A 23,758-nucleotide genomic window follows, 5' to 3' on the forward strand; every position below is an offset into this window, starting at 1 on the left:
CGGAGGGAAAGCACCCCAACTGGTTTTATTACTGGAAACAGACCCCGGCGGCGAGACCCTTTGGACAGAATGTCCGAATCGGATATCACTGCACAGGAATTCCCCATGAAAAGTGCTCTTGCCGCCAGAGGGGGGTCATAGGCCAGTTCAATCCCTATTATTCCGGCTACAAAACCATCAACGTATGCAACCTGAAAACAAATACCTGGATTCCTAAAACATTCTATGCGGAGCTGCCGGCGGTCAAGCGCTCGAAACCTTCAACGCTTTCAGAAAGAAACTACTTCAGTTACACGCATATCGACACCTTCGCTGTCGCCGTTATGCATGAGTTTACCCATTTCAATCATTTCCACACCTTCTGGCCCGACGGATGGAAAGAACACCAGGATCTCGACGGGGATGATCTTCCCGACAGACTTGAGCCGGAAATGGGTTTTCATCCCGGGAAAAAGCAGACGCACTGGGCGGGGGTCGATCTCAGCGATGACGAGGAATTCCTCACATTGGAAGCCACCTACGATTACCGCACCGGGACCTTTGACAGGTACGACTGGGCAAAACCGGGCAAGAACTGGCCTGAGTGAATCAGACCTGGAACGCCCATTTCCGAAGGCGGAAGGCATAGGACATCGATCGTTACCCCAATCCGGCTTCAAAATGAAGGAGAAATCCGATGAAGAATCATATTCCCTCTCAGGGTCAACGCGGAACGAAGGAGCGGATCACCGTTCAAATCCACCTTGAATCCAGCCGTTCAATGCCCGGCCAGGCTCAAAAGGCCGCCGGGGGAGCGATGAAATTCTTGGCCCTGGTTTTGACCATCCTCCTGATGGGATGTGTCGGTATTCCCGAAAACGTGAAACCCGTTGAAAACTTCCAGTTGGATCGGTACCTGGGGACCTGGTATGAAATTGCACGGCTGGATCATCCCTTTGAGCGGGGGTTGACCAGGGTAACGGCAGAGTACAGTCTGCGCCATGACGGAGGCGTCAGGGTATTAAACCGCGGGTACTCCGGGAGGGAACATTCCTGGAAAGAAGCCGTGGGGAGGGCTTATTTCGTTAAGGGATCGGATCAGGGCTACCTGAAAGTTTCATTCTTTGGTCCCTTTTACGGCTCCTATGTCATTTTTGATCTTGACCATGAGCACTACCGGTACGCCCTTGTAAGCGGCCCGGACAAATCGTACCTCTGGATTCTGGCCAGAACCCCGACGTTGAAGAAGGAGACCATAGAGGCCCTGATCGCCAAAGCCTCGTCTGTGGGGTTTGATACCGGAAAGCTCATTTTTGTCGATCACCATTGATCTCTTTTCGGACAGCGGGGGAAGGGAACGGTTGCTTCGGACTCCGCCGGAGGGGGGAGAGTCCCCCTTTTTCAGAAACAGATTGTGATGGGGGAACGTATGTGACCTGCGGCTAAACGGCCACATCGCCCTCTGGCCGCCGCGCCCTGAGCTTCGGGGTGCAAAATCGAATCTCATGCCGCGACTCACAATGCGGGCAGAAATGCTCCACATGGATCTCAAGGCATTTGACGCCTTTGACTTTCCAGAGACGGCGCTGAAGGTCAGCGCGGCACTCGCATTCGGACGGTGATACGACATCGAGGATGAGATGGTCGAAGGTGACCGCTTCGACGCTAAAGTTGAAAATGCCATCGTCTCGAAGCGATTTCAGCAGGTTCAGGATGAACTGATAGGTTTCCGGCGCCTTGCGGCTGGCCAGTTCATATCCAGCCGGGGTGGCCATACATGCCGGTGCGTGCCGTGCGTAGGTGAGTTCCGCCGTTAAACGATAAAGCGAGTCCGGGGATATGCCGTTTCCCTTGAGGCCTGACTTGACAAAATAGTTGGCGATCCCGAGGCTTCCAAGTTTGTCCAGATTGTCGGCATCAAACAGCACCCGCGTCAAGGCGGATGGATACGCTTCGTCCCGGTACAGCTGCCCGAAGGACCGGCTGATGTCGTCCACAATCTGTTGATTCAAACCGTACCTTCCCGCATACTCGATCAGAAGTTCCACGGAGCGTTCCTCTTCCGGCCGATCACCTTGATGATACGTTCCGTCTGAGAATTTGCCGGCGTCGTGAAAGAGACCAGCGAGTCTGCAGACTGCGGGATCAAGCCCTTCACTTCGGCCGAGCTTTTCGGCTAAATGCGCCACCCGGACAAGATGATGCCACAGACTGCCCTCTCCCTGGCGTTTTCCGCTGTATCCGGCCTCCTCTTTCCTGATATGATCCTTCAGGTCAGCCTCCAGCAATTGGATCTGGTCGTTTCTGCAAAGGCCTGGCTCCTTGAACGTTCCGCATCGCATGACTGTAATTAAAATTCCTTCCAATGAATGTGTCAATCGCACCAAACAGAACGGGTACAGTACTACATCTTTTTCCCGTTGCGGTAAAGACAAAAATGAAACATTTCTTTAATCAAATCAAATGATTATATTACACATAGCACAACGGGGATTCACCGTTATCCGAAAGGAAGAAAAAAAGGAAGGATTCAGGAGGGAATCGTTACAACGATGCGGATGTTTATCGGGCCGAATGATCCGGGGACGGCCGAGTTCAACCGCCTATCTGGCTCATTTTGCGCAGGTTGTCCTTTCCCCAGCCCTCATTCATGTGATGTTCGGACGGCTTGAGGGAAATGGCTTGAATGAATAGTTTTTTAAGTTCCTCATCATCGGATTTATGTTCCAGGGCCGCTTTTAAATCGATTTCCCGCTTGTCGTACAGACAGCCCCGCAGCTTTCCTTCCGCCGTGAGTCGCAAACGGTTGCATTCGGAACAGAATTTATGGCTCATGGGCGTAATGAAGCCAATCGTACCCCGACCGCCTGCCAGCTTGAAATACACGGCCGGGCCGCTTCCCTTGCTGATCTTCGTCGGAGCCAGTTCATATCTCCGGGCAATCTTCTCCCGAATCTCTTCGGAAGAAATGATGCGGTCCCTGTTCCAGAACAAAACATCTCCGATCGGCATGAACTCGATAAACCGGATATGCAGAGGAAAATCATAGGCCAGCTTCGCAAAATCCAGCAGCTCATCATCGTTGAATCCCTTGATGACCACCGTATTGATTTTCACCGGCTCCAGGCCCAGATCCAGGGCTTTGAAAATCGCCCTTTTGACTTCTGTTCGATGATTGCGCCGTGTAATGAATTCAAATTTTTCCGCAACCATCGTATCCAGGCTGAAATTGGCCCGATCCAGGCCCGCGGCTTTCAGTTCTTCCGCCATACCGCAAAACAAAACTCCGTTGGTGGTAATGGCGATGTCGTCAATTGCCGGGATTTTGCGAATGCTGGCGATCAGCTGGGTAATGTGACTGCGTATGAGCGGCTCGCCGCCTGTGAGCCTGATTTTGCGGATGCCGATCCCGGCCCCTACCTTGACCAATCTCACGATATCTTCCAAACTTAAAATTTTATCGTGTTCAAGTTTGGAAATGCCCTCTTCCGGCATGCAGTACCTGCAGCGCAAATTGCAGCGGTCGGTCACGGAAATGCGCAGGTAGTTAATCTTCCTATTATAAGAATCCAACATGTTTACCACGTTCTTTGACCAACCCTTCTCTGTCGTATGTTTAAAGCACGGCAAAACTTATGAGCCGACCCGGCTGTTGACCTGTTGCTTATATAGTCAGAGCCATCTCCTATGTCAAGTTATGAATAACATAATTTATTGGGGAAGACGAAATAATTTCCATTGTTACTCCGGCGATTAAACATCTGAAGTTCGTTACGCAGCATAGGCTACTCTTGGGTGCTTGAAATAATTACGGACATGAGCAGGCCGTTTAACGAGAGTCCGCATAAATGAACGGGGCTTTTTTCAATATCTTCTTGGTTGCGAATCTGCTTCCCAGAATGAACTTTGTTTTTCAGGTTTCCGTCTAAGTATTCGTCCAGATTAAGTTCCGGTGAATAGGAGGGTATCCCGTCTCAGTCGGAAATGGACTTTTGACCCACTTGTTTTAACATACAAAGGCTGCTCCTGAAGGATTGATTTCAGAATAGGTCCTCTGTCGTTGATGTTTTCGCAGCTCTCTGGCTGCTTCCAGTTTTCCGTCTCGCTCTTTGAAGATTTCCATGTCTCTGGCTTCAAGTCTGTCCAAGGGGGAAACGTACCCGATGGCGCTGTGCAGCCTGGTCTCATTGTAATACGTGATGTACTTTTGGACCATTCTACGGGCATCGTCAAGGGATAGTGGCACCCCGGGGCGGATGCATTCTTCCTTGATGGTTCCGTGAAAGCGTTCCAGTTTGCCGTTGGACTGCGGAAGGATGCGCCATTTTTCATCTTGACATTATGGGATCCAGAACATAGTGTTAATTGAACCCTTTATACAGCCTGAGGGATTGCGGTCTTTGGAGACGTTATACGCTAAGGAGAAAACAACACCATGAGTTCGAAAATTATGTCTTACTCTTATGATGAATATTTTGAAATCGTAAGGTCCTTTCACGGCTCCCCCGCCCCCGGCGTCCTTATCGGAGGATTCATGGTGGACCTTGCGGTAAAAAATCTACCCGAGGGGATCCTTTACGATGCCCTCTGCGAAACAAAAACCTGCCTCCCCGATGCGATACAGCTTCTGACCCCCTGTACCACCGGCAACGGGTGGCTCACGGTCCTTCCCCTTGGGCGCTATGCGCTCAGCCTTTATGACAAGTATACCGGGGAAGGGGTTCGGGTGTTTCTGGATGTGAATAAAATGGAGCCCTGGCAGGAGGTTCGAAACTGGTTCATGAAGATAAAACCCAAGAAGGAACAGGATTCCGACAGGCTTTACCGAGAAATCCGGGAAGCCGGACAGGATCTGCTCAGCCTGCGGCGTATTCAGATCAAACCGGATTTCATCCAGGAGAAGAAAAAAGGAAAGGTTGCCCTGTGCCCTAAATGCGGCGAGTCCTATCCCGTCAGCGACGGGGACCTCTGCCTCGGCTGCCAGGGATCGGATCCATATCGTTAGATCAACGGACGCCCCGCCCCGTGCAGCATGGGGCGGGGCGCACCTCCCCCCTTTTGATCATGCGAGATCAAAAGTCGCCAATCACCGTCCTCCTTTGAGCTTCAGAATCACACGCCAACCGCCCTGGCTAAAAAGCCAGGCCCACTGCCGGACAGGTCGAACGTCCACCCCGACAGAGTCAGGGTGTTTTTCCGGCCCGGTATGTCGATAAAGACACATATCCCTTGACACCGGCCTCTTCCTTCCGATACAGAAGAAGCAAAAAACGAAGGGTGCACTATGATGAAAGACAGGAGCGGCAGCATCAGGAGATTTGAAGAAATAATCGATCGGGAGGTAGAAAGGCACCCCCACAACCAGCCTCTCCTTGAAGCTTTCCGCCCTTTGATTTTAACGAGAAACCGCCTCCTGGAAGAGTTGGAGCTGGAGGAAAATCCTCCTTTTCAGATCGACGAGATCCGCTTTCAGGGAGGAGTACCGGCCATCGAGCAGCACCCTTTGCTTTTGGAAAGTGATCCCTGGGAGGATCTTGTCCGCTCCCTGATCCCGGCTTTTCAGAAGGGCTTTCCCGATCTGAAGGAAGATCTTGACCGCCTGGAAAAGGCCCTTTCCGAAGGGGTGCTTGCCCTTTCGGACTATTTCACGAGAAAACGTGACGGACAGCAGAACCTTCTCTCCACCTGGGGCGGCACCCTTTCGATTGCCGCACCGCGAATCGGTTTTATTCTGAATTCCGCCTCCAGAATTGTCCTGGAAAAGAGGGCGCTGAAGATCGCCGAGCGGATCCAGGGGCTCAAATGGGAAAAAGGCTATTGCCCCATCTGCGGCTCTTTCCCTTCTCTGGCCGTCATTGGAGAAAAGATCGGCGAACGCCGGCTCCACTGCTCGCGCTGCGGGCACCTGTGGCGTTTCAGCCGGGTGGTCTGCCCTTATTGCGAATATGAAGGACAGGAGGGGATGGATTTTTTCCTGATTGAAGAAAGACCACAGGAAGCGGCCTTCACGTGCGATTCCTGTCAACGTTATCTTGTTACCCTGTACCGGGTCAGTGATCTGCACGACCGCGACCTGGACGTTTCAGCCCTTGGCCTCACCCATATCGACGTGATCATGCAGGAAAAGAATTTTGCCCCCATGACCGTCACCGACTGGAATGTTTTTTAGAACCGTTCGGTAAAGGAGTCCCGGTTGCTGCCAGGGCTCTCCGGCCGGCCGCCCTGTTGACGGTGACAGATCTCACCGGAATTTCTTCAGAATGCGCAGGAAAGAACGCCCTCATTTTTTCCATCACGGACATCTAGCAACCGTTCCAGAAATCCTCCTTCCGTCATCTCTCTTGTATTGTATTTTTTATAACATATGAATTTCCATGACAAAATGTGAGTTTTTTCCTTGACGCTGGAAGGAAAAAAACATAGGTATACCACGCGTGACATAGGTCAATTTTGGCATATTCATAAGGAGGTAGATATGGACATCACAAGGAGAGGTTTCTTGCACTTGTCCGGCGCTGTAGGATCAGGCATTGCCTTATCCACCCTGGGCATCAACCTGAAACCCACCAGAGCTTACGCAGATGAGCTCAACAAGATGAACCGGGTCAAGGCGGCAAAACAGGTAACAACGATCTGCTGTTACTGTTCCGTCGGCTGCGGACTCGTCTGCAGTGTGGACAAGATGACCGGAAAAATTTTCAACATTGAAGGGGACGCCGACCACCCCATCAACGAAGGGTCCCTGTGCGCCAAGGGTGCGGGCTTCTTCGACCTGACAGAGGCGAACAAGCACCGCCTCACAAAAGTCCTGTACCGGGCTCCCATGAGCGACAAGTGGGAGGAGAAGGATTGGGACTGGACGCTCAAACGGATCGCCCGCCTGGTGAAGGACACCCGGGATGCCGGCTTTGTCAAGACCAACGCCAAGGGCGAGGTTGTCAACCGATGTGAAACCATCGGCCATCTGGGCAGCTCCAACGTGGACAATGAAGAGTGCTGGCTCATGAGCGTCAAGTGCAGGGCGCTGGGGCTCGTCTACATCGACCACCAGGCCCGGGTCTGACACAGCCCATCGGTAGCGGCTCTGGGAGAGTCGTTCGGACGCGGTTCCATGACGAACCATTATTGTGACATCAAGAACAGCGACTGCATCCTCATTATGGGAAGCAATGCTGCGGAGCATCACCCCATCGCTTTCAAGTGGATCCTCCGGGCCAGGGAACTGAACGGGGCAAAAATCATCCACGTCGACCCCCGTTACACCAGGACATCGGCCCGCTGCGATTACCATGTCCCCCTGCGCTCCGGCACGGACATCGCCTTTCTGGGCGGGATGATCCATTACATCATTGAAAACAACAAGTATTTCAAAGACTACGTTGTCAATTATACCAACGCTCCCTTTATTGTAGGACCCGATTTCAATTTCCAGGACGGTCTCTTTTCCGGCTATGATCCGGAAAAGCGGAAGTACAACAAGGACACCTGGGTCCTCGAAAAGGACGACGCGGGCATTCCCAAGCGGGACATGACCCTGAGCGATCCCCGCTGCGTTTTCCAGATGCTGAAGGCGCATTACTCGCGCTACACCCTGGACAAGGTCTCCAGCATTACCGGTGTTTCCAAGGAAAATCTGCTCAAGGTTTACTCCGAATACAGCGCGACGGGTGTCCCGGACAAGGCGGGCACGGAATGTTACGCCCTGGGCTGGACCCACCATACCGTTGGGAGCCAGAATATCCGGACCATGGCCATCATCCAGCTCCTTCTGGGGAATATGGGCATCGCCGGCGGCGGCATCAACGCCCTCCGTGGTGAGCCGAACGTCCAGGGGTCAACGGACCATTGTATCCTCTATGGCAATCTGCCCGGGTACCTGAAGATGCACGTGGCTTCTCTGGATACGCTGGAGAAATATCTCCATAAGTACACACCGGAATCGAAAGACCCGCAATCGGCCAACTATTATTCGAACTATCCCAAGTTTCACGTCAGCTTTCTCAAGTCCATGTTCGATGACAAGGCAACGGCGGAAAACGAATTCGGCTATCCCTGGCTGCCCAAGCTGGATGACGGCGTGGCCTATTCCCTCATGCATCTCTTCGATAAGATGTACGAAGGGAAGGTCAAGGGGCTCTTCTCCGTAGCCAACGACCCGGCGGTCAGTTCCCCGAATGCCGGCAAGGTCCGGAAGGCCCTGGAGAAGCTTGATTGGCTGGTAGGCGAGAACATTTTCAACAACGAGACCTATGAGTTCTGGCGCGGACCCGGTGTCGATCCCAAAAAGATCAAGACGGAGGTTTTCCTCCTTCCCGCTTCCGCCACCATGGAAAAGGAAGGCAGCCAGAGCAACTCGGGCCGTTGGGTCCAGTGGAAGTACAAGGCGGCCGAGGCCCCCGGCGATGCCATTCCCGTCGGCGAGATGACGCTCAAGATCATGGACGCCGTCAAGGAACTTTATGCCAAGGAGGGCGGCGTTCATCCCGAGCCGATCCTCAACCTCAAGTGGGATTACACCGACAGCAAAGGCCGGTTCGACGCCCTGAAGGTGTCCAAGCAGATCAACGGCTATTTCCTTCAGGACACGGTCATCGAGGATAAGGCGAAGGGAACGACGACAACCTTCAAAAAGGGGCAGCTGGTACCGACCTTCGGCAATCTCCAGGCGGACGGTTCGACCTCTTCAGGCAACTGGATCATGGCGGGGAGCTTCACCGCCGACGGCGAGAACAAGATGATGAAGCGCGGGAAGGAAGATCCGACGGGTCTCGGCCTCTTCCCCAACTGGTCCTTTGCCTGGCCGGTCAACCGGCGGGTTATCTACAACCGGGCCTCCTGCGATATCTATGGGAAGCCTTACAATCCCAAGCGGAAACTTCTGGAATGGGTCGGCGATAAGTGGGTCGGAGATGTCCCCGACGGCCCCTGGCCGCCCATGGCGGATAAGGAGAAGGGGAAATACCCCTTCATCATGAAGACCGATGGCGTGGGCGCATTGTTCGGTCCGGGCATGGTGGAAGGCCCCTTCCCTGAGCACTACGAGCCCCTGGAAGGCCCCCTGACCAAAAACCCCATGTCGAGTCAGCTTATCAATCCGGCCATCGAGATCTTCAAGGGCGAACTCGACAAGGTGGCCAATGCCAGTGAGAAATATCCCTATGTCTGCACGACATACTCCTGCACGGAGCACTGGTGCTCCGGGGCTCTGACCCGATGGCAGGCCTGGCTCCTGGAGGCGATGCCGGAACTCTACATCGAAATCGGCGATCTCCTGGCAAAGGAGAAAGGCATCCAGAACGGTCAGCGGGTGAAGGTTTCCTCCATTCGGGGATCCGTGGAATGCGTTGCCATGGTGACCAAGCGTTTCACGCCCTTCCAGGTGGAAGGAAAGACGGTTCATCAGGTCGGGCTTCCCTTCAATTACGGCTGGCTCTTCCCCAAGGACGGTGGAGACAGCACAAATTTACTGACGCCCACGGTCGGTGACGCCAATACCTTCTGTCCGGAGTACAAGGCGTTCATGGTAAACGTGGAAAGGGCATAGGGGGGAGACGATGAAAACTGAATTCGTAAAACTGATCGATACAACGTTGTGCACCGCCTGCCGCGGTTGCCAGGTGGCCTGCAAGCAGTGGAATGAGATGCCCGGGCTGAGGACGAAACAGTGGGGCAGTTACCAGAATCCGCCGGATCTCCAGTGGAACACCTGGACTCTGATCCGCTTTCAGGAATACGCCCCCAACGAGGGCGACTTCAAGTGGCTCTTCCGGAAGGACGGCTGCATGCACTGCACCGATGCGGCCTGCGTCAAGGTGTGCCCCAGTGGCGCCCTTTATCACACGGAATATGGAACTGTGGGCATCCATCACGATAAGTGCATCGGCTGCAAGTACTGTATTTCCGCCTGTCCCTTTGATGTTCCCCGATATGACCGGGCGACGGACAAGGTCTATAAATGCGATCTCTGCTACACCCGGCTCCAGGGAGACCAGCAGCCGGCCTGCGTCAAGTCCTGTCCGACCGGAGCCCTGACCATCGGCCCCAAGGACGCCATGATCAAGAAGGCCTATGCCCGGGCGAAGGAACTTGGTGGAGACGCCAACGTCTACGGAGACAAGTTCGTCGGCGGAACCCATGTCATTTATGTGCTGGGTGAAAAGGCTGAGGTTTATGAGGGCCTGCCGAAGAATCCCAGTGTGCCGGTTACCACGGTGCTCTGGAAAGACATTCTGAAACCGCTGAGTCTCCTGGCCGCCGGCGGCGTCGTTGCGGGGTCGTTCCTGCATTATATTATCCACGGACCCAAACTGCCTGATGAAGATCAGGGACAAGATACGAAGGGAGGGGAATAATCATGAGAAAAGGATTAATTCAGGCCACGGACTCCTTTGAACGAATCGTTCACTGGTGTCTGGCCATATCATGCCTGGTGCTGTGTTTCTCGGGACTGGGGATCATGTTCCATTCCCTGAACTTTCTCGGTGAACCCTTCGGCGGACTGAAATCGTTGAAATACATCCACAACATCACCGCCCTCTTTTTTGCCCTTTCTCTCTTCTTCGCCATAGGCATGTGGTGGAAAGAGGCGGGGATCTTTGTTTTCCCGGAGGACATGGATTGGATCAAGTCCGCGGGCGGTTATCTCTGGCATGTCGATCAGGTTCCCGAGGTGGGAAAGTACAATCCCGGCCAGAAGATGTTCTTCCTGGTGGTGGCGCTTGGCGGGGCGGCCATGGTCTTTTCAGGTCTGATCATGCTCTTTCCCCTGAGCATTCCGGCCATGATCGTCCGGCTGATGTACCTGCTCCACGCCGCCGGGTTTGTGGCGATTTTCGCCTTTTTCTTCATCCACCTCTACCTTGGAACGGTAGGATCTCCCGGATCGCTGCCGGCCATGACCACGGGCTGGGTGACGAGAGCCTGGCTTAAAAAGCAGCATCCCAAGTGGCTAAAGGAGATGGAGGAACACGGGACGCTGGTGGTCTACGGCGAAGAAAAGCAGGAAGGGCACGGGCACGGTCATTAAGACAGGACCGGCAACATAAAATAAGGGTGCTTCACCCGATATGCATAAAAGGCAGAGTCATGTCCAATGGCTCTGCCTTTTTGCGTGGAGTCAGAACCACCCGAATATTTATGAACATGGCGCAATGAGGGATGGGATGGGCGGGGCTTGGAACAAACCGACCATTCAAGAAAGGGCCTTGACAATCTTTCTTCGCAAGCCTAGAATTTGAGGTGTATTTTTTGATGTATTGCAGGTAAATTCACACAGTTGACTTGTTGCCGGTTTGATATCGCGTCTCGAACGGATCCTCCTGCCATTCCTCTTCGCTCACCAACCCGCACGGAGGCGTAGAAGGGCGCACAGGTTTTTTCCTCAATCTTCTCTTAACCGCAGAAAGCATGGTGAACTCATGCATGCCTTGGAACCTCTCTTCAATCCAAAATCCATTGCCGTCATCGGCGCTTCGTCCGACGAATACAAGGCCGGATATCAGGTCCTGTTTTCGCTGAAGGATTTTCCCGGAAGGCTTTACCCGGTAAATCCGAAGGCCGACACGATTCTCGGATTTCAGGCCTATCCGAGAATTGCAGATATCCCGGAAAAGATCGACCTTGCCGTGCTCACTGTGCCCGCCGCGTCATGTCCCGACGCCATTGAGGAAGCAGGCAGGGCGGGAGCGAAATCCGCACTGATCATCAGCGGGGGCTTCGCGGAATCGGGAGAGGAGGGGAAACGATTGCAGGAGAGGGTTCTGTCTGCGTGCCGGACTTACGGGGTGCGCCTTCTCGGACCGAACACCGCCGGGTTTGCAAATCTTCATTCAACAGTCTCCGCCAATTTTCTTCCCTGGATCATGAAGATGAAGCGCGGCGGGATCGGCCTCGTTTCGCAGAGCGGGGCGATGACCTTCACGATCGCATCGCTTCTCTACGGCCGCAAGCTGGGACTCAGCATCGCCACGGGGACAGGCAACGGAGCCGATGTGGATACCGCCGACGCCGTTGACTACCTGGCTCAGCATTCGGAGACGAAGGTCATTCTCCTCTATTTCGAAGGAACTCCGAACGGCCGCCGGCTCTATGAGGCCGTAAAGAATACGGTAAAGAGCAAGCCCGTGGTCGTGCTCACGGTTGGAAAGGCGGATGTGGCCGACTTCGCCGCTTCCCACACGGGAAACCTGATGGGTTCATACGCCCTGAAATGCGCCGCCCTTTCGCAGGCCGGAGCGGTCATAGCGGATACGGTCGACGATCTTCTCGATGCCGCCGCGCTCCTGTCGCGCGTCAGGCTCGAACCAGGCCGTGAGCCCGGCGTGGGGCTGCTCACAGGCCAGGCCGGGCCCGGCATGGTCATCACCGATTACCTGAGGAGCAGGGGCGTCGTGCTGCCCGAACTGGGGCAAAGCGCCGTGGAGAAGATCAAAAAGCTTCTCCCCATGAGCTATATCAAGAACCCTGTGGATACGACAAGACCCGGGCCTTCTTTCAAGGATATTTTCCTCGCAATGGCCGAGGATCCTTCCATCGATGTTCTGATCATTTTCGCCATTTACGAACCTGCGGTTATTGACCCGATCGAACTGTTCACCACCATTCGCGACAGAACGAACAAACCGGTTCTTTTCGCAACAGCAGGCTTTCCTGAAGCCGTGGCCGAGGCGGTGGAAGCAGTCGAGCAAATGGGGGTCCCCGTCTTCACCTCCCCGGACAGCGTGTCCAGGGCGGTGACGGCGCTGGTCCGTGATTCAAAGGCGGCATACCGAGAAACGGGCGCAGCGGAAGAAGAATCCCCGGGGGAAATCCGATTCGCAGGCAAGGTTCTCACCGAAGCGGAGGGCAAGGACATCTTGAACGGAATCGGCATCGCAACACCGGAAAGGGCGGTCTGCTCCAATCACGATGAAGCGCGGCAGGCTTTCAGAAGGCTGAGAAAACCCTGCGCCGTCAAGGTGCTGGACAGCCGCATTACCCATAAGACCGAGGTCGGCGGCGTGCATCTGGATATTTACGGGGAGGATGAACTGGTGAAGGCCCTGGAGCTGATCGATGCGATAGGCAAAGAAGGTGAGAGCCCGAGGAAATACCTCATCGAAGAAATGGCGGAAAAGGGAGTCGAAATCATCATCGGAGCCAAGAACGACGCCAGCTTCGGCCCAAGCGTCCTGGCAGGGATGGGCGGCATTGCCGCCGAAGCCATGGGCGACACGAGCATCAGGCTTGCGCCGCTGAACCTTGAAGAGGCAAAGTCCATGCTGTACGAGCTGAAGGGCGGAAGACTCCTGGAAGGATGGCGCGGAGCGGCTCCCGCGGACATTGAGCGCGCTGCCGAGGCCATCGTGAAAATCGGTGGGCTGATCTCTTCACACCCTGAGATCAGGGAAATCGATCTCAATCCCGTGCGCGTTTACAAAAAAGGGATTCTCGCCCTTGACGCCCTGTTTGTCATATGATCACGGAAAGCCCTGCCCGTTCCCCGGGATCGCGGCAGATCGATCATCGGAACGCCAGGTGACCCGTGGGTTTCAAGCGCTCTTCCCGGATCGGGTACGTCGCCGTTGAGAATGTTCTGGTCCTGGATTACAGCGGCAATCCGGCGCTGGACGGCCGTCTGTTCAAAGGGCGAAGTGAGCGGACTCCGCTTCAGGGCGCCCCGGGAAGCAGGCGGATGATCCCGCCGTAGTTTTCATCGTCCGTTCCCACAAAGATCTGCCTGCCGCCCTCTTTGGTTTCGCGGACGGCGATGCTCTCGACTTTCAATCCGTCCAGGGTTGCCAACCGTTTTTCCCCGCCCAGCTCGACCGTCGGATTGCCTTCTTGATCGGCAAGGACCCTCCCGATCTGCCATACCACACTGCGGAACGGGCCGTCATCGATTCCAGGATCGCTGGCGGACGCGCTGTAGATGAAGCCCTCGCCGTCAACCGCCAGAGCAACGATGGGCCGGGTATTGATTCCGACGGGGTCTTCCGCGTGATACGTGACCTCCTTGAATGGCCCGAACAGGATTGGATCCAGGGAAAGTTTCGCCCAGCGGATTTTTGTGGACAGCAGGCCGCCGGCACGCTCCGCGTAAAGGAAAACCAGTTGCTGCCCGACCTGGCAGACCTCGGTAGCCTCGACATTTTCGACGGGAACGGGCCAGGATGCGTAAGACTCGATGGTCAGCGCCCCCCCATGATATCGTGCAAAGAAGATCCGCCGGGCCTCTTCGCCTGCCTGGCCGCTTTCAACCAGCAGAAAGCCCCTTCCACCCGGAATGCGGCTGGCGCTCTCCAGATCACTGGCGGAGCCGCCGGGTCCGGGAAATTTCAACTCCGGAGATTTCCAGGTGACCCCCTTGGTCTCGGATCTGGGAAGGCGGACAATGCTGACCCGGGGCAGTGCATTCTTCTCCCGACCGCCTTTGGTATCGTGAACGCCAAGAAACAGATCGTCCTCGATCCAGGCCAGTCCGCTCAGATCAAGCAGGGTTGCCGTGCCGACGATCCCCTGGGGCCGAGCCGAGGTCATTGCGCAACCCGTCAGCAGGATCAGGACGCCCAGCAAAACGATGGCGAAACAGATCTTCCGGCCATGCCTTTTGGTGTTACGTGCATTCATCTTGAGGCTCCTTCCGGTTCCGGCCCGATCGGCCGGGCTGGTCTCAGGCTTGAGATTTCCTCAAGAAAGATGAAGAGGATCCCTCCTCCCTGAGATAAAAACACCATCCCTTATTTCGGATATTATAAGAAAAGAAGCCCTGAAAAGTCAATGGCATCGCAGAGATAGATATCCGGGCATAAGCCGATCAACGGCGCAGGGCAGAGGAGCCGTCCTGACGAGGGAAATTTCAGTTGTTGGTGAAAACTAAACATGGTATTTAATAAAATTAATAAATCGTCCGGTTTTCATTATAGGAAACAGGAACTGGAGCCATCTCGATTCCGCTGCCGCCTTTGAAAGACAGCCGGTGAGAACACGAAAGAACTCCGGGGCCTTCCTGACTTCCGGGCTTGAATAGAGGAAATTTCAATGGAAAATCTGAAACTAGTGGCCGGGCTCGGCAAGGAGCGAAGTAAAATCCAGGTGGGGAATGCCGTGTTCGGTGAAAACCTGGTTATCATAGCAGGACCATGCAGCGTGGAGAGCGACGACCAGATCATGGAAACGGCGCTGGCTGTCAAGGCAGCCGGGGCCGACATCCTCCGCGGCGGCGCGTTCAAGCCCAGGACTTCGCCTTACGCCTTCCAGGGGCTGGGGCTGCAGGGCTTGAAATATCTTGCCAAAGCGGGAGAAGCCACGGGTCTGCCGGTGATCACCGAGGTGCTGGATACCCGTGATGTTTCCTGGGTTGCGGAATTCGCCCAGATGCTGCAGATCGGCGCCCGGAACATGCAGAATTTCTCGCTGCTGAAGGAAGTGGGGAAATGCCAGCGGCCGGTTCTGCTGAAACGAGGCATGTACTCCACTTTGGAGGAATGGCTCAATTGCGCCGAATACATCATGAACGAGGGAAATCCTCAGGTTGTACTCTGCGAGCGGGGGATCCGCACCTTCGAAACCTACACGAGGAACACACTCGATCTTAGCGCTGTTCCAGCGGTCAAGGAAATCAGCCATCTGCCGGTAATCACGGACCCCACCCACGGCACGGGAAAAGTCAGCCTCATCAAACCCATGTGCCTGGCCTCCGTCGCGGCCGGGGCCGACGGAATCACACTGGAAGTCCACCGGAATCCACCGGAAGCCCTCAGTGACAAGGATCAGGCGCTGACCCACGGCGAGTTTGACGAAATCGTAAAGGAAGTCAGACTCCTGGAACGCTATATGAAGGAGAAAAAAGATGCACTTAGCTGAAATACGGGCCGAAATCGATCAGACGGATATGCAGATAGTCAAGCTCATCAACCAGCGCATGGAATACGTGTTGAGGACCGGCAAACTCAAGCAGTTCATCCTGGACCCTGCCCGCGAGGAGCAGGTTTTAAAACAGATGCTGTCCCAGGCCCGTGGGCTGATCCGCCCGGAATTCATTACGGAGCTTTATCAGTCGATCATCTCGGAAAGCAAACTGCTGCAGGAGCGAAACCTTAAGCTGGTGGGCTTTCAGGGAGAGCACGGGGCCTGGGGCGAGTTGGCCGTCCGCCGCTATGCCGAAGACATGATCCCCATTCCCTGCATGGAATTCGCCCATGTGTTCGAGGGGGTGCGGGACAAGGAGCTGGACTTTGGGATGGTGCCGGTGGAAAATTCCCTGGAAGGCGCCGTGACCGAAGTCAACGACATCCTGGTAGAGACGGAGCTTAACATCGCCGGCGAGGTCGTGGTTCCCGTTCGCCAATGCCTCCTGGCCCTGCCCGGTACCGACTACCGGGAGATCAAGGTGGTTTATTCCCACCCCCAGGCCCTGGCGCAGTGCCGCAGCTTCCTGTCGCGAAACAAACTGGAGCCGCGCCCCTTTTACGACACGGCCGGCGCGGCGCGCTGGCTGTCCCAGGAGCGGCCGAGTTCCACAGCGGTCATCGCCAGTCCGATTGCCGCAGAACTCTATGGTCTGGACGTCATCAAGGAAGATATCGGGGACAACACGGATAATTTTACCCGCTTTCTCCTGATCTCCCGGGAGCCCAGTGCCACTCCCGGAAATAAATGCTCACTGGTCTTTTCCACGCAGCATCGGGCCGGTGCCCTTTTCGAAGTCCTGCAGGTGTTCGCCGAAAATGAGATCAACCTTACGCGAATCGAATCCCGGCCCATCCGCCGGAATCCCGGCGCCTATGCGTTTCTTCTGGATTTTCTGGGAAGGGAGGATGATCCGGTCGTTCAAAAAGCGCTGGGAAGGATTCGGGAAATGACGCCCATGTCCCGGATCTTGGGCTATTATCCCGAAGCCGCACCGGCCCGGTAAATTGAACCGGCTTTCCCGGGCGAGAAGGTGCCAGAGGCTCAGGCGTTGGCGAGTGAACGGATTGCCGATGCGCTCAGCTCAGGTGGCATCCGCGATGCCGCCCTGTCGTCTCCCTGGGCGCGAATCGGTGCTCGCCTTCAGGCAGGACTCTCCGGACTTTTCCATCCTGCTTCGTGCGGCTTGAATCGTAAGGCTGCTTTTCGGCCTTGCGTCCAACGCTGTTTCTCCGGTCAATCTCTATGGTGACAGGCCGTCCGTTGGCCGTTAACGTCCGCAGGGCCTGCGCCATCTTCCGGGCAAATCGGCTGTCAGCCGTCAGGATGGAGGTGTTGTTCATCACTTCGATTCCGTCCAGGCGAAGCTGCGGTATCCCCATGGCATGAGACAGATCGCGCATCAGGCCTTTCTGGCTGATGCCGTCTTTCTTTCCGGCATTGATCAGAAAGCGGGTTGATTTCCTGTGAACCGGTGAAAAGGATTTTCCGGCCTCCCGAATCTTTTTCTTAACGGTCACCTTTTCGACGACATTCAAGTCCGGTGCGTTCCGGTAAGACGCCAGAAAACGGTTAAATTCCATAGAAACAAAACGTTTGATCAGTTCCTCCCGGTCGAGGGTTTCCAGGGTCCTGGAGATAACGGGCAGAAAGGGGTCGATCTGTTCCGGATCGATCTCGGCCTGCTTGACGGCCTCCATGTGGCTGAGGAGCCTTTTTTTACAGATCTCATGACCGGAAGGGATGCGGCCTTCCTCGAAATTCTTCTTGAGACTCCGCTCGATGCCCCGGAGTTTGTACTTTTCCCGCACACCGATCAGGGCGACGGAAATACCCGCCTTTCCCGCACGGCCTGTGCGGCCGCTCCGGTGCGTATAGCCTGAAGGCTCGTCCGGGAGACTGTAATGAATCACATGGGTCAGATCGTTGACATCCAGCCCCCTGGCCGCCACATCCGTGGCCACCAGCATCCGGATATTTCTGCTGCGGAATTTGTGCATCACGTGGTCCCGCTGGCTCTGGGAAAGCTCACCATGGAGGGCATCGGCGCTGTAGCCATCCTCGATCAACTTTTCAACGATGTCGCGCGTCTCCAGCCGCGTCCGGCAAAAAATGATCCCGTAGAGATCCGGGGTCATATCGGCAATGCGCCTCAGGGCCTGGTAACGGTACCGGTCTGACACGACATAATAGACGTGATGGACATTTTCCGCCCCGGCATTGCGGCGGCCAACGGTGATTTCAACGGGATCTTTCATGTAATCCGATGCAATCCCGGCTACTTCACCCGACATGGTCGCAGAAAAGAGCAGGGTGTTTTTTGAATCGGGTGTTTCAGCCAGAATCGCGTTCAGCTCTTCCCTGAAACCCATCTGCAGCATCTCATCCGCTTCGTCCAGGACAACCCAGTTCAGGGCGGAAAGATCGACGGACTGCCGGCGGATCAGATCATAAAGGCGCCCCGGAGTGGCCACGATGATCTGCGCCCCTTTTTGAAGTTCATGAATTTGATGAACAATGCTCGCCCCGCCGTAAACCGAAGTGATTCTCAGGCCCGGAACGTACCGACCTATCAGGTTCAGATCTCCAGTCACCTGAACACAGAGCTCACGGGTCGGGCACAGGACCAGAGCCTGGGTTTGCTTTCTCCGCACATCCGTCAACTGGATCAGCGGTATGCCGAAGGCAGCCGTCTTCCCCGTTCCTGTTTGCGCAAGTCCGACCACGTCGACCTGCTGCTTCAGGAGAATTGGAATAACCTTTTCCTGCACCGGCGTCGGAAGAGAAAAACCCAGCCCGTCCAACCCTTTAAGAATATCGGCCTTCAGCTCAAGCTCATCAAATGTCTTCATATCTTCTTCTATGTAACAATCCCTTTCACAAAATCCGGGCGGACGGAAACAAAGCGATTCCGCTCTACACAACAGGGGACAAGGCTTAGCACCTTGTCCCCTGTTGTGTTCAATCAGCTCTTTTTTCCGGCCGTCCTTCTCGGGCTAACGATGTCGGCGTTCCATGCGGCTCCCTGGCGCAGACGGCCTGAGCCTGTCGCCGCCTCCTTCTCGCCGGCCTTGTTATCCCCTGAAGCTCAACCCGATATTACAGTAATTCAACATTGTCCGCCGCGGGACCCTTGTTGCCCTTGACAACATCGAACCTGACTCTGGCTCCCTCCTCGAGGGCCTTGTAACCATCCATTTTGATAGCGGAAAAATGAACGAATACGTCATTTCCATTGTCCTGTGCGATAAAACCAAACCCCTTGGACGCGTTGAACCATTTTACTGTTCCTTCTGACATCTTTAACAACTCCTTTTTGTGGTTTTCTTCCTGAAAACCCATTCAATTAATTAGGTCCGCATGGTCCGTAGACCACTCGAACCGGCAGAGCCCGTTTTACCCAACAAAAAACCGCACGCCCTCGCCTGAGGATTGTGCGGTTCTCTTTAATGGATTTTATTTAATATAAAACGGACACTGCACAAACATGAGAGTTACTACCATAGTCGAAACCGGGATGCAACTATTTTTTTAACCTTTTTAAAAATCTTTGAATCCCTCGTCTTCCATGGGAAGAATCTCTTCGGGAGAAACCGCGCGGGTTCTTCCCGAAGCCAATAGCTTCCGGCCCTTCAAATCAGGTTTGAAATTGGACAGGACGGCCCGTTTGGCGCCGCTTCGGCCCGAACGGCCAGACCGGTCCGTCTGCAAAAGAGCCCTTGATGCGCCTCTTCCACCGGCAGACGTTACCGCATGGCTGGAGCCTCCTACAATCTGGACCAGCTCTGCAACGTAGCCCTTCATCTGCTCAGCCTGAGCGTTCAGTTCCTCTGATGCACTGGCGGATTCTTCCGCATTGGCCGCAGTGCGCTGCGTGACTTTGTCCATCTCCGCAACGGCGATGTTGACCTGGGAAATGCCATGGGACTGCTCCGAAGTGGCAGCCGCAATTTCGTCGACCAGGTCTTTGATCTTGCTGGCCACAGCCATCTGGTCCTTGAACGCATTCTGGGTCTGCTGGGTGGATTCATTCCCTCTCTGAATGGCCTTGATGGTGTTTTCAATGAGACTGCTGGTGTTTTTCGCAGCATCGGCGGATCTCATCGCCAGATTTCTGACCTCTTCGGCCACCACGGCGAAACCGGCGCCCGCCTCGCCTGCCCGGGCCGCTTCCACCGCGGCATTCAAGGCCAGAAGATTGGTCTGGAATGCGATTTCATCAATGGTCTTGATGATTTTATTCGTTTCTTCACTGGACTTGACCACCTCCGAAACGGCGCCAACCAGGTTCTCCAGCTGCTCTCTGGTGTGGGCCTGATACTTGCCCACTTCCTCCATCAAAGATCTGGCCTGACTGGCGTTATCGGCATTCTGCTTGGTCATTGAAGACATCTCTTCCAGTGAAGAGGAAGTTTCCTCCAGGGAAGCCGCCTGCTCTGAAGACCCTTCCGCCAGGATCTGGCTGGAAGATGCGACCTGCGATGACGCAGCGGACACCTGTTCCGCTCCGTCTGAAAGTCCCGAAACGACCTGGTTGATCGGGCGCGTAATGGAAACGGAGATCAACAGACCGAGCCCTACGGCCAGGACCATGCCCAGAATGGTGATGATACCGGCCAGCCACACCGCACGGTTGGCAATTCTGCTGTTGTCCTCCGCTCGTTGCTTTGCCTGCTTCATCTCCCCTTCATTGAGCTTTTCCAGATCGCCTGTGATGGCTTGACCCAGCGGGTTTGCCACCTGAATTACGGCCATGGCTTCATCTCTCTTGCCCGCTGCCGCCAGCCCCACCATTTTATCGCAGTTGACAAGATACTGCTCGTGATTCTTCTTGATCCTGTTGACAAGATCCCGTTCCTGATCGCTTGTAACCGTCTTTTCATAGTTATCGATCAGCCCTTTGATTTTTGTATCCATTTCCTTGACCGTTCCAAGCACCGAGCTGATGTCCTTATCCAGGGCAAACCTGTTCACCAGGCTATAGATCATCACAACCCGCAGATTCATATAGGCCTCATTGACCTTGCCGATCATACCCAGCCCAACGGTATTTTCCTGATACAGCGCCGTATCGGCATTTTCTATCTTTTTGATCTGCGTAATTCCGATCAGCCCGATGACCAGTGCAATCAATGCCACCACCACGAACCCGCCAGTCAATTTGGCACTTAATCTCATCCCTTTCACGCCTTACCTCCTGAATTTCTCTTGTTATTAGATGATTAATCCCATATCTTGGCCCACGAACCCGACAGCCTGATGTTCCTCTGACGCAGTCAATAACCGTGCCATGGCCACCCTTTTGTTGGGGACTGTTAAGGCAAATTAAATGCCATAGATTGAGAACAGGGGAAAAACAGGGGTGAAATGCAAAAAAGGGAAAGTCACAGGCGGACAGGGAACGATCAGGGACCAGGGCATCGGAGGATCACACAGATTCACGGAGACTTTTTTGTCGTCGGCAGGCATAACCAGATTTTGACGGGCACCGTCCTTTTTATGCTTTTTCCAGTTCCGGCCTTCGAGACAGCCGGATGGCCGCGGCGGTGTATCCCGTCTCTTTCCTGCGTATTCCAGAACCCTTCGGCCTCTCATCTTGGCCGGATCATCGATCGACGGAACGGGATGCCGCCGCAGGAAACGGCACTTCGCCTGCTCAAAGAGGCCGGATGGCAACGAACTCCACGGTGCCTTTCAAGGCATCGGCAACCTGCTGATGGAACCGGGAAGGGAAACGGATACAAAAACCGCAATCAGAACTGATGTGGCGGGGAACAGGTATCAGCTTGAAAGGGATGTTTCCTGATATCATTATTTTTTCCGCTTTCAGAGCATGACTGACGGAATCGAACAGAACCACCTCATAAACTTCTGTCATCATATTGTCCATGACGCGCTCTGCCGGATGTGCCGCCGGCTCTCCGGCATAAACGCCTCATCAAAAAAAGACTTTTTCCCGCCGCTGGGAAAAAGGGGGCGGTTTTTTGCATTTTACAATACGGGGAACCGGGCTATCACGAGCAACACGTTCCCGGAATACCGCCACAGCTCCGACCAAGGAGGAAGCCATCTTGTCGGCGTCATCAGAAATGCAAACCCTGTATCGTTACCTGCTGACCATCATCAGGATCTTCAATTCTGATGTCCCAGGCCTTGCATCGCGCAACCGATACTGCCGGAAAACCCTTTCCTCTACAAGGGCAAAAGCGGCTGTCCCCCGCCTTTCATCGGGCAGGATGATGGCGCTCCTCTTGACCGTGGCGGGATATCTTGCGATCAGCGTCGCTTTTCCCTGCCGGGTGTCAGCGGCCGGCGGCCTTGAGAAGCCCGGGCTCCCCTCCATAGGGTCCGGATTATACGAACTTTACATCTTTACCGATTATTTCTGCGGCCCCTGTCAGGCCCTGGAAGAGGAGTTGGATTCCACCCTGCAGGAGTTGATTAAAAGGAACGCCGTTAAAATTCATTTTGTCGATCTTCCCATTCACAGGGAGACGGTTCTGTTCAACCGCTATTTTCTTTACGCCGCCTGCGCCTCGGGTTCCAGCAGGAACGTTCTCAGAGCCCGGCGGGAGCTGTTTTCCCTTGCTGAACACCAGGATACCGTCGACGAACAGAAAATCGTCCGCAGATTCGAACAACGCAACATCCCCTTCAAAGTCTACGACTTAAAGCCCGTATATCCCGAATTCAACCGCATCATCAGGCAGTTTAATGTCCATTCGACACCCACGTGCGTCATCAAATTCAACCCCGCCGACATCCGCAGCTACAGTGGAGTTTCCCGAATCAGGCAGGGCATGGCCGTGCTGCTTGCCGCGACGGCCGCGTCGAAATAACCCGGCCTGGATCGTTACACGGTCAAAACCCTTGCAACGTTTGTTTTCTCCATACGATACCCGCCTTCTTGTGTAAACCGGGGACAGATCCTCTTCAGGAAATCACATCTGGCATCCCGGGCAGAACCATGTTCCCCGCCCCAGAAGCCGCTCCCTGTGGACTAGTTCCCCGCACCGGTGGCACTTCTGCCCTTCACGGCCGTAGACAAGAAGCTCCTTCTGATATTCACCCTTGTTGCCAAAGAGATCACGCCAGTCGGAGATGGACGTCCCCCGGCAGTCAATGGCTTTTGTCAGGACCGCCCCAATCGCCTTTTCAACATTCCGCCAGTCGTCGGGCGAGAGGCCGGCTGTCTCGCGCCGGGGGCTCAATCCCGCCCGGTAGAGAATTTCACAGGCATAGATGTTCCCTATTCCCCGGATGATCCCCTGATCCATCAGAAAAGACTTCAGCGGACGCCTTCTTTTACAGCCCTTTGCGATCAAGGTTTCAGCGCATCGGGAAGCCAGCGCGTCAACAGCCCCGTCGTGCCCTTCTCCCCCCCCCGCCAGCGACAGGGTGGCAAAACGCCGGGGGTCCACGATAACCACCTGGTGAGAGTACAAATCGAAGACAAGGCGACAATGCATCGGCAGCGCTGCCTCCTTTTCCTGCCAGAGCAGCCGCCCTGTCATTCTCAGGTGAATTTCCAGCCTCCTCCCGTCATCCAGCCCGATGACGATCCATTTTCCCCTCCGCGTCACGGAAATCACCTGCTGCCCCTTCACATGTTCAGGCAGTTGCAGCCTGCTGTCCAGGATGGATATCCCCGCGATCCTTGAAGAGACAATTTTCGATCGCAACTGTCGGCAGAGGGTTTCAACTTCGGGAAGTTCAGGCATAAGGCGGCTCTTTTCCGACTCTGACGTCTCGATTTTCGATCCGATCCGTGTCTATTCTCCTGCTGTTCGGGGGCAGGCAGCGCAACGATGCGACACGCAGCGTATTGCCTGGACACGGTCGTCGTTCTTTGGTAAAAATATCAGTAATATCAAAGGTCTGATATTGACAT

Annotated in this window: 20 protein-coding genes and 1 pseudogene; 12 read left to right on the forward strand and 9 right to left on the reverse strand. The window is 54.9% G+C overall.

Annotation, left to right across the window (positions count from 1 at the left end; translation table 11 throughout):
• Window positions 1-587, forward strand: a pseudogene (locus AB3175_RS05625) (hypothetical protein); the annotation flags it as partial.
• A gap of 209 nt (window positions 588-796) precedes the next feature.
• Window positions 797-1,309: a lipocalin family protein gene (locus AB3175_RS05630; protein WP_367360137.1), complete on the forward strand. Its 513-nt coding sequence runs from the start codon at window positions 797-799 to the stop codon at window positions 1,307-1,309.
• Between the two features lie 112 nt (window positions 1,310-1,421).
• Here AB3175_RS05630 and AB3175_RS05635 read toward each other — a convergent pair whose 3' ends face one another.
• The 3 genes from AB3175_RS05635 to AB3175_RS05645 form a co-directional block, all read right to left on the reverse strand.
• Window positions 1,422-2,321, reverse strand: a complete 900-nt coding sequence (locus AB3175_RS05635; RefSeq protein WP_367359972.1) for an HD domain-containing protein — start codon at window positions 2,319-2,321, stop codon at window positions 1,422-1,424.
• A gap of 253 nt (window positions 2,322-2,574) precedes the next feature.
• Window positions 2,575-3,555 carry a GTP 3',8-cyclase MoaA gene (gene moaA / locus AB3175_RS05640; protein ID WP_367359973.1) on the reverse strand — a complete coding sequence of 327 codons (981 nt, stop codon included), beginning with the start codon at window positions 3,553-3,555 and terminating at the stop codon, window positions 2,575-2,577.
• Window positions 3,556-3,985: 430 nt separating this feature from the next.
• Window positions 3,986-4,297, reverse strand: a complete 312-nt coding sequence (locus AB3175_RS05645; RefSeq protein ID WP_367360138.1) for an integrase core domain-containing protein — start codon at window positions 4,295-4,297, stop codon at window positions 3,986-3,988.
• A gap of 117 nt (window positions 4,298-4,414) precedes the next feature.
• On the opposite strand from AB3175_RS05645, the gene AB3175_RS05650 reads away from it, so the two are divergent.
• From AB3175_RS05650 to AB3175_RS05680, 7 genes are all read left to right on the forward strand, one after another.
• Window positions 4,415-4,984 (forward strand): FmdE family protein, encoded by a 570-nt coding sequence (locus AB3175_RS05650; RefSeq protein WP_367359974.1) that lies wholly within the window; start codon window positions 4,415-4,417, stop codon window positions 4,982-4,984.
• A 279-nt stretch (window positions 4,985-5,263) separates the two neighbouring features.
• On the forward strand, window positions 5,264-6,148 hold the full coding sequence (locus AB3175_RS05655) for a formate dehydrogenase accessory protein FdhE (RefSeq protein ID WP_367359975.1): 885 nt from the start codon (window positions 5,264-5,266) through the stop codon (window positions 6,146-6,148).
• Window positions 6,149-6,454: 306 nt separating this feature from the next.
• Entirely contained in the window at window positions 6,455-9,523 is a 3,069-nt protein-coding gene (fdnG, locus tag AB3175_RS05660; RefSeq protein WP_367359976.1) for a formate dehydrogenase-N subunit alpha, read from the forward strand.
• Between the two features lie 10 nt (window positions 9,524-9,533).
• The gene (locus tag AB3175_RS05665; RefSeq protein WP_367359977.1) at window positions 9,534-10,331 is read left to right on the forward strand and encodes a 4Fe-4S dicluster domain-containing protein; all 798 of its coding nucleotides are present in this window, start codon (window positions 9,534-9,536) and stop codon (window positions 10,329-10,331) included.
• A gap of 2 nt (window positions 10,332-10,333) precedes the next feature.
• Window positions 10,334-11,005: a formate dehydrogenase subunit gamma gene (locus tag AB3175_RS05670; protein ID WP_367359978.1), complete on the forward strand. Its 672-nt coding sequence runs from the start codon at window positions 10,334-10,336 to the stop codon at window positions 11,003-11,005.
• 391 nt (window positions 11,006-11,396) lie between these two features.
• Window positions 11,397-13,436, forward strand: a complete 2,040-nt coding sequence (locus tag AB3175_RS05675; protein WP_367359979.1) for an acetate--CoA ligase family protein — start codon at window positions 11,397-11,399, stop codon at window positions 13,434-13,436.
• 65 nt (window positions 13,437-13,501) lie between these two features.
• Complete coding sequence (locus tag AB3175_RS05680; protein ID WP_367359980.1) at window positions 13,502-13,666, forward strand: hypothetical protein; 165 nt, start codon at window positions 13,502-13,504, stop codon at window positions 13,664-13,666.
• Here AB3175_RS05680 and AB3175_RS05685 read toward each other — a convergent pair.
• Window positions 13,627-14,586, reverse strand: coding sequence for a hypothetical protein (locus AB3175_RS05685; RefSeq protein WP_367359981.1), 960 nt, complete (start codon window positions 14,584-14,586; stop codon window positions 13,627-13,629). The two genes, AB3175_RS05680 and AB3175_RS05685, sit on opposite strands and share 40 nt — an antisense overlap.
• Window positions 14,587-14,997: 411 nt before the next feature.
• Here AB3175_RS05685 and aroF point away from each other — a divergent pair, with 411 nt between their 5' ends.
• Window positions 14,998-15,822, forward strand: a complete 825-nt coding sequence (gene aroF, locus AB3175_RS05690; protein ID WP_367359982.1) for a 3-deoxy-7-phosphoheptulonate synthase — start codon at window positions 14,998-15,000, stop codon at window positions 15,820-15,822.
• A complete protein-coding gene (gene pheA, locus AB3175_RS05695; protein ID WP_367359983.1) occupies window positions 15,809-16,873 on the forward strand; it encodes a prephenate dehydratase in 1,065 nt (354 codons plus the stop codon). Before aroF ends, pheA begins: the two co-directional genes overlap by 14 nt.
• A 73-nt stretch (window positions 16,874-16,946) precedes the next feature.
• Here pheA and AB3175_RS05700 read toward each other — a convergent pair whose 3' ends face one another.
• The 4 genes from AB3175_RS05700 to AB3175_RS05715 all read right to left on the reverse strand — a co-directional run bounded on the left by AB3175_RS05700 (window position 16,947) and on the right by AB3175_RS05715 (window position 21,757).
• Window positions 16,947-18,719, reverse strand: a complete 1,773-nt coding sequence (locus tag AB3175_RS05700) for a DEAD/DEAH box helicase (RefSeq protein ID WP_367359984.1) — start codon at window positions 18,717-18,719, stop codon at window positions 16,947-16,949.
• Window positions 18,720-18,966: 247 nt separating this feature from the next.
• Window positions 18,967-19,167, reverse strand: a complete 201-nt coding sequence (locus AB3175_RS05705) for a cold-shock protein (RefSeq protein ID WP_093883538.1) — start codon at window positions 19,165-19,167, stop codon at window positions 18,967-18,969.
• Between the two features lie 240 nt (window positions 19,168-19,407).
• Window positions 19,408-21,045, reverse strand: coding sequence for a methyl-accepting chemotaxis protein (locus AB3175_RS05710; protein ID WP_367360139.1), 1,638 nt, complete (start codon window positions 21,043-21,045; stop codon window positions 19,408-19,410).
• Window positions 21,046-21,523: 478 nt separating this feature from the next.
• Entirely contained in the window at window positions 21,524-21,757 is a 234-nt protein-coding gene (locus AB3175_RS05715) for a DUF3343 domain-containing protein (protein WP_367359985.1), read from the reverse strand.
• A 181-nt stretch (window positions 21,758-21,938) separates the two neighbouring features.
• Here AB3175_RS05715 and AB3175_RS05720 point away from each other — a divergent pair, with 181 nt between their 5' ends.
• On the forward strand, window positions 21,939-22,706 hold the full coding sequence (locus AB3175_RS05720) for a DsbA family protein (RefSeq protein WP_367359986.1): 768 nt from the start codon (window positions 21,939-21,941) through the stop codon (window positions 22,704-22,706).
• A 102-nt stretch (window positions 22,707-22,808) separates the two neighbouring features.
• Here AB3175_RS05720 and mutM read toward each other — a convergent pair whose 3' ends face one another.
• Window positions 22,809-23,588 carry a bifunctional DNA-formamidopyrimidine glycosylase/DNA-(apurinic or apyrimidinic site) lyase gene (gene mutM, locus AB3175_RS05725; protein ID WP_367359987.1) on the reverse strand — a complete coding sequence of 260 codons (780 nt, stop codon included), beginning with the start codon at window positions 23,586-23,588 and terminating at the stop codon, window positions 22,809-22,811.
• Between the last annotated feature and the right edge of the window lie 170 nt (window positions 23,589-23,758).

It is taken from the genome of Syntrophus sp. (in: bacteria) (genome assembly GCF_040768185.1).
GTDB classification, from domain to species: Bacteria; Desulfobacterota; Syntrophia; order Syntrophales; family Syntrophaceae; genus Syntrophus; species Syntrophus buswellii.